Source organism: Bacillus pretiosus (assembly GCF_052947655.1).
This window is the reverse complement of record NZ_CM129593.1, coordinates 1-7500: the sequence shown is the minus strand read 5'-3', so window position 1 is coordinate 7500 and position 7500 is coordinate 1. Positions and strand designations below refer to the sequence as shown.

The 7500-nt window shown below is 35.4% G+C and carries 6 protein-coding genes (1 of these 6 only partly in view); all 6 read right to left on the bottom strand.

Features of this window, described 5'->3' with window-relative positions; translation table 11 throughout:
- Positions 1 to 1312, bottom strand: the 5' portion of a protein-coding gene (gene gyrA / locus ACU8YW_RS00030; protein WP_001282859.1) for a DNA gyrase subunit A. It extends 1160 nt beyond the left edge of the window; 1312 of the gene's 2472 nt are visible here — the first part of the coding sequence; the start codon lies at positions 1310 to 1312; its stop codon lies beyond the left edge, outside the window.
- 88 nt (positions 1313 to 1400) lie between these two features.
- Complete coding sequence (gene gyrB, locus ACU8YW_RS00025) at positions 1401 to 3323, bottom strand: DNA topoisomerase (ATP-hydrolyzing) subunit B (RefSeq protein WP_000435974.1); 1923 nt, start codon at positions 3321 to 3323, stop codon at positions 1401 to 1403.
- Between the two features lie 38 nt (positions 3324 to 3361).
- Entirely contained in the window at positions 3362 to 4489 is a 1128-nt protein-coding gene (gene recF, locus ACU8YW_RS00020; protein ID WP_000470742.1) for a DNA replication/repair protein RecF, read from the bottom strand.
- Between the two features lie 12 nt (positions 4490 to 4501).
- Complete coding sequence (gene rlbA / locus ACU8YW_RS00015) at positions 4502 to 4714, bottom strand: ribosome maturation protein RlbA (protein WP_000821366.1); 213 nt, start codon at positions 4712 to 4714, stop codon at positions 4502 to 4504.
- A 127-nt stretch (positions 4715 to 4841) separates the two neighbouring features.
- Positions 4842 to 5981 carry a DNA polymerase III subunit beta gene (gene dnaN, locus ACU8YW_RS00010; protein ID WP_087981847.1) on the bottom strand — a complete coding sequence of 380 codons (1140 nt, stop codon included), beginning with the start codon at positions 5979 to 5981 and terminating at the stop codon, positions 4842 to 4844.
- A 178-nt stretch (positions 5982 to 6159) separates the two neighbouring features.
- A complete protein-coding gene (gene dnaA / locus ACU8YW_RS00005) occupies positions 6160 to 7500 on the bottom strand; it encodes a chromosomal replication initiator protein DnaA (protein WP_000428027.1) in 1341 nt (446 codons plus the stop codon).

Here is a 7500-nt window from a genome sequence, read left to right as displayed (position 1 = left end):
GTTCTAATCCTGTTAAACGTTGCAGACGCATATCTAAAATTGCTTGTGCTTGTTTCTCACTTAAACCGAAACGTTCCATTAAGCCTTGTTTTGCAATATCTGCTGTTTTCGAACTACGAATTAACGTAATAACTTCATCTAGATGATCTAGAGCAATTCGTAATCCTTCTAAAATATGAGCACGCGCCTCTGCTTTTTCTAATTCATAAGCAGTACGTCGACGAATTACTACCTTCTGATGCTCCAAGTAATGATATAAATTTTGTTTTAAATTCAGTACTTGTGGCTCTCCATTTACAAGAGACAACATATTAATACCGAAACTTGTTTGAAGTGCTGTATGTTTATATAGATTATTTAATAGTACATTGGCATTGGCATCACGGCGTACTTCCATAACAATACGCATACCGTTTCGATCTGACTCATCACGTAAATCCGTAATACCTTCAATTTTCTTATCACGAACTAATTCTGCAATTTTTTCAATTAATCGCGCCTTATTAACTTGATAAGGTAGTTCAGTTACGAGAATAGATTGTTTACCATTTGACTTCTCTTCAATTTCAACTTTAGCTCGAAGCATAATAGAGCCTCTACCTGTTTCATACGCTCTTCGAATCCCACTTCGTCCCAAAATTAAACCTGCTGTTGGAAAATCTGGTCCTGGAATAAACTCCATTAATTCCGCAATCGTAATGTCGGGATTATGGCTTAGTGCCAATACACCATCAATTACTTCACCAAGTTGATGCGGTGGAATATTCGTTGCCATACCTACCGCAATACCCGTCGTACCATTCACTAATAAATTAGGGAAACGCGCTGGCAATACAATTGGCTCTCTTTCAGAACCATCATAGTTATCTTGATAATCAATCGTATTTTTTGAAATATCACGTATTAATTCCATAGAAATCTTAGACATTCTTGCTTCTGTATAACGCATCGCTGCTGCTGAATCACCATCAACAGAACCAAAGTTACCATGCCCATCAACAAGCATATAACGTTGACTAAAATCTTGCGCCATACGTACCATCGTCTCGTAAACAGCTGAATCACCGTGAGGGTGATACTTACCGATTACTTCACCGACAATACGCGCTGATTTTTTATACGCTTTATCAGCTGTAATTCCTAAATCATTCATCGCATATAAAACCCTACGATGCACAGGTTTTAATCCATCACGAACATCTGGTAATGCACGAGATACGATAACACTCATTGCGTAATCTAAAAACGAGGTACGCATTTCATGACTAATATTAATTTCTCGAATTCGTGCTTGTTGTTGATTGTCTGACATCAACCAGCACCTCCTCTTACATTTCCGTTACACATACATTGATTTATATGTAGAAGACAGGAATACTTAGATTCCTGTCATTACCCATTTAAATATCAAGGTTTTTCACGTATTTTGCATTTTCTTGGATAAAGTTACGACGTGGCTCTACTTTATCTCCCATCAAAATTTCAAATGTTTCATCCGCTTCAATTGCATCTTGAAGTGAAACTTGAAGTAATGAACGTACTTCTGGGTCCATTGTCGTCTCCCATAACTGAGTTGGATTCATTTCCCCTAGACCTTTATAACGCTGAATCCCCGGCTTAGGTTGGGCTGGTAATTCAGCTAAGATTTTTTCAAGTTCCTTATCATTGTAAGCATATTGAATTTTCTTACCTTGTTGTACTTTAAACAAAGGTGGCTGTGCAATATATATATAACCGCACTCAATTATTTGACGCATATAGCGATAGAAGAACGTTAATAATAGGGTACGAATATGCGCACCATCAACATCGGCATCCGTCATAATAATAACTTTATGATAGCGTGCTTTTTCAATAGCGAAGTCTCCGCCGATATTTGTACCAATCGCCGTAATAATTGTACGAACTTCATCATTTGATAAAATCTTATCTAAGCGTGCCTTTTCAACATTAATAATTTTACCCTTCAGCGGTAAAATTGCTTGGAAATGACGATCACGTCCTTGTTTTGCAGACCCACCCGCAGAGTCACCCTCTACGATATAGATTTCACTAATTGCTGGATCTTTAGAAGAACAGTCTGCCAATTTCCCTGGTAAACTTGAAACTTCTAAAGCACTCTTTCGGCGAGTTAACTCACGAGCCTTTTTAGCTGCTACACGCGCACGCGCTGCCATCGTCCCTTTATCTATAATCTTACGTGCAACATTCGGATTTTCCAGTAAGAACTTTTCAAATGCCTCTGAGAATACTGACTCTGTAATTGTTCTTGCTTCACTATTTCCAAGTTTCGTCTTCGTTTGTCCTTCGAATTGTGGATTTGGATGTTTAATTGACACAATCGCTGTTAAACCTTCACGAACATCTTCACCAGTTAAATTACTATCCGCATCTTTTAAAATATTATTTTTACGACCATAATCGTTGATCACACGAGTTAAGGCTGTTTTAAATCCTACCTCATGTGTACCACCTTCATACGTATGAATATTATTTGTAAATGAGTAAATATGATTTGTGTATCCTTCGTTATATTGAAGCGCAACTTCAACCTGAATACCATCTTTTGAACCCTCTACATATACAGGTTCTTCATGAATTGGCTGTTTTGAACGATTTAAATGTTCAACATATGATTTAATTCCACCTTCATAATGGAATTCTTTCTTCTGTTTATGTTCACGTTTATCTTCAATTGTTAATTTAATATTACGATTTAAAAATGCTAATTCGCGCATACGAGTTGCTAACGTATCAAATTCGTATACTATTGTTTCCTGAAAAATTTCTGGATCTGGTTTAAATCGAGTTATCGTCCCTGTTTGATCTGTGTCACCAATGACTTTTAAATCCGCAACCGGGATACCTCTTTCGTATTTTTGATAATGGATTTTGCCTTCACGATGTACAAATACCTCTAGTTCTGTTGATAGAGCATTTACTACAGATGCCCCAACACCATGCAAACCACCAGAAACTTTATAACCGCCACCGCCAAACTTACCACCAGCATGAAGAACGGTCATTATAACTTCTACAGCAGGACGTCCCATTTTTTCTTGTATACCAACTGGAATACCACGTCCATTATCCGTTACAAGAATACTATTATCTTCTTCGATACTAACGTTAATTTCATCACAATACCCTGCAAGTGCTTCATCAATACTATTATCGACGATTTCCCACACAAGATGGTGAAGTCCTTTTCCACTTGTAGATCCAATATACATCCCAGGGCGTTTTCGAACCGCTTCTAATCCTTCAAGTACCTGTATCTGACTTTCATCATATGAGTTTTCTTCCATTTGCTTTTGTTCCATTGACACAAAGATCACCTACTTTTCCATTTAAATAGGGATTACGCCCTATCTATTTCACAATCTACCGTGCCGTTCGTTACATGAATTGTTTTCGCTTCTTTTAATGTTTCGTGTTCAATTCCGTCGACACTCGTCGTTGTCACAAATGTTTGCACTTTTCCTTGAATTGTATTTAACAGATGCGATTGACGATAATCATCTAATTCTGATAATACATCATCCAATAAAAGAATCGGATATTCCTTAACTTCTGAGTAAATCAATTCAATTTCAGCTAATTTTAGGGACAGTGCGGTCGTTCGTTGTTGTCCTTGCGAACCAAAGACTTGAACATTTTTACTATTAACGAAGAATTGTAAATCATCACGATGAGGACCAATTAAAGTCGTACCACGGAAAATCTCACGTTGTTTCACAGATTGAAAATTTTCATAGTATACTTCTTTTATTTTCGACAAATCCATTGATTCTGATACATCTACACTTGGTTTATAGACAATTTCTAATTCTTCTAATCCGCGGCTTATACCGCGATGAATTGGAGCTGCCCATTCTTGTAGTAAATGCAAAAACTCAAACCGTTTTTGCAATATTTTTGCACCATGCTCAATAAGTTGAAGTGTAAATACATCCAACATCGTTTCCTCATTCTTACTATTCCCTTGCATCTTTTTCAGCAAGTGATTTCGTTGCGTGAGCACCTTTTGATATTGACTCAATTCATACAAATAGATTGGAGCTATTTGGCCTAATTCCATATCTAAAAAGCGTCTTCTTACTTGAGGGCTTCCTTTTACAAGATTTAAATCTTCTGGGGCAAACATGACAACATTCATCATGCCAATATATTGACTCAATTTTTGTTGTTCAAGTTGATTTAATTTTGCCTTTTTACCTTTTTTCGAAATATTTAATTCCAAAGACAAAGAACTATTTCTCTTTTGTAATTTCCCTTTAATTTGACCGAAGTCTTCATCCCAACGGATAAGCTCGCGATCATTAGAGGTTCTATGAGATTTCGCCATCGCTAAAACATAAATAGCTTCCATCAAATTCGTTTTCCCTTGTGCGTTTTCACCGATAATCACATTCACTTTATCTTCAAAGGAAAGCTCTAACTTTTCATAATTGCGATAGTTTTTTAATTGTATTTCTGAAATAAACAAAGGGCTCCCCCTTTATGCCTGAACTTGGAAACTTCCGCTTCCTGGAATTTCAATAATATCGTTCGCATATAATTTGCGACCTCTTCTATTTTCAAGTTCTTGATTCACGTACACTTCATATTCTTGTAAAAACCATTTTACAGCGCCACCTGTATCAATTACATCGGCTAACTTCAAAAATTGTCCTAGCGTAATATACTCTGTTGAAATTTTAATACGTTTCATAAAATCGCTCACTTTCTGAAAGTGTTCATTCTTTCATTGTACTAAATAAACTAACATTAGGAAAGTAATACCCAAAAATCAAATAAGGGCTACTAGTATCTGAAAACTAGCAACCCTTACTTCTTACTTAGTAAGTACGAACCGGTAAAATTAATTGAATAATGGACTCATCATTTACTGTACGAATTAAGAATGGTCTCATCGCACCAGTAAAGCTAATTTTAATTTCAGTACTATCTAAAGCTTTTAGTGCATCCATCATATATTTTGCACTAAAAGATATTTTTAACTCTTCCCCATCCATCTTTTCACATTGAACTTCTTCTACTACCTTCCCAATTTCTGGTGAATTCGAAGAAATTTCTAGCATTTCCTGTTCTAAAGTTGATAATTTTACAACATTATTACGACCATCCCTTGCTAATAAAGATGCACGATCAATCGCTTGTAAAAATTCTTTTGTATTTACAAAAATATCTGTTTTACTTTCGGCTGGAATTAAACGAGTTGTATCCGGATAATTACCTTCTAACAATCTTGAGAAGAATAATAAATGCTTTGTACGGAATAATACTTGATACTCCGTAATAACGATATCTACCATTTCTTCAGACTCATCTAGAATTTTGCTTAATTCATTTAAGCTTTTACCTGGAATAACAACATTCGCTTGAAATTCATCTGCGATTCCTTCGATTTTTGCTTTTCGAAGAGCTAACCTGTGACTATCTGTAGCAATGCAAGTTAATTCGCTGTTATATACTTTCCAGTTTACACCTGTCAAGATTGGTCTTGTTTCAGAAGTGGAAACTGCAAATACAGTTTGTCTGATCATATGTTTCAGTAAATCTGTTGGGATCTTAAAAACATGATGTTCTTCAATTTGTGGTAACAATGGATATTCAGCAGAATCTAAACCATTTAAATTAAACTCTGATTTTCCAGAAATTATTTTTGTCATAAAATGATTTTCCACAGAAATTTCGACAGTCTCTTTAGGTAATTTTTTTACAATCTCACTAAAATATTTTGCTTGTAAAATAATACTTCCTGATTGTGCTACTTCTACGATTTCTTTTCCATTGTCTTCAACTGGGATAAAAGATTCAATAGAAATATCAGCATCGCTTCCTGTTAACGTAACTCCTTCTTCCGTAGCGACAACTTTAATTCCTGTAAGGATCGGAATTGTTGTACGAGAAGAAACAGCCTTCATTACATCTTGTACACTTCTTACAAGATAGTCTTTTTGTATTGTAAAACGCATAAAGAAAAACCTCCGGTAAGTATAATATTTTATTTAATTAATAAAGATAAAAAATAGTAGTAATAGTAATAGGGCCTGTGGATATGTGGATAACCCCGTTGAAGGATGTAAAAACAGTCTATCTACATGTGGATAGACTGTGCGTAAAACAAGGAAAGTTATTCACACTATTCAGCTACTACTTTAAAATATCGTTAATTTCTTCAACTTGTTTTTGTAATTGCGTATCCGTTTTAAGCAGCTTAGAAATTTTTTCATGAGCATGGATAACTGTTGTATGATCACGTCCACCAAATTCTTCACCGATTTTAGGTAAGGAGTAATCTGTAAGTTCGCGTGATAAATACATTGCAATTTGGCGAGGGAAGGCAACTGATTTTGTTCGCTTTTTCGCCTTGAAATCTTCCAGTTTTATTTGATAAACATCCCCGACAGCCTTTTGAATATCATAAATGGAGATAATTTTTGGTTTAGAATTTGGAATAATATTTTTAAGTGCTTCAGCTGCTAAATCAGCATTAATATCTTTGTTAATTAAAGATGAATAAGCTACAACTCGGATAAGTGCACCTTCTAGTTCACGAATGTTTGAATCAATTTGATTTGCAATATAAAGCATAACCTCATTTGGTATATCGAGTCCTTCAGCCTTTGCTTTTTTACGTAAAATTGCAATTCGTGTTTCTAAATCTGGTGGCGTAATATCCGTAATGAGTCCCCATTCAAAGCGAGAACGAAGACGATCTTCTAAAGTTGGAATTTCTTTTGGTGGCCGATCACTTGAAATTACAATTTGTTTACTTTCTTCGTGTAATGCATTGAATGTATGGAAAAACTCTTCTTGAGTTTGTTCTTTTCCTGCTAGAAATTGAATATCATCTATCAATAAAACATCTACATTACGGTATTTATTACGAAAATCGACCGCTTTATTATCACGAATAGAATTAATGAATTCATTTGTAAATTTTTCTGATGATAAATATACAACCTTTGCGTTTGGGTTATGTTCAATTACATAATGACCAATTGCATGCATTAAATGGGTCTTTCCGAGTCCAACTCCCCCGTAAATAAAGAGGGGATTATATGCTTTAGCTGGCGCTTCGGCTACGGCCAATGAAGCAGCGTGAGCAAAACGGTTACCAGAGCCAATAACAAATGTATCAAACGTATATTTTGGATTTAGCATACTCTGTGGTAAATGATTAGAATCATCTTGTGCTGAATTTGGTTTAGAAGGAGGAAGATCAATCTCCTCTTCAGCTTGACTTTGGGGAATAATAAAGCGAATAGCTAATTTTGCCCCCGTTAAATCATAAAGTGTTTCCGAAATTAGCTCTGAATAATGAGATTCTAACCAATCACGAGCGAATTCATTTGGAGCTGTAATTGTTAACACGTCTTTCTTTAAATTATGTGCGGTTGTTGATTTTAACCATGTTTCATAACTTGGTTTACTGACCTTTTTTTCTAGTTCTTTTAAGGCGCTGTTCCATAAATCAGAGATGTTTTCCAA

Excerpts from the sequence above, each read along its gene's own strand:
- gyrB (WP_000435974.1), bottom strand. The coding sequence starts at position 3,323 with ATGGAACAAAAGCAAATGGAAGAAAACTCATATGATGAAAGTCAGATA.
- rlbA (WP_000821366.1), bottom strand. The coding sequence starts at position 4,714 with ATGAAACGTATTAAAATTTCAACAGAGTATATTACGCTAGGACAATTT.
- dnaN (WP_087981847.1), bottom strand. The coding sequence starts at position 5,981 with ATGCGTTTTACAATACAAAAAGACTATCTTGTAAGAAGTGTACAAGAT.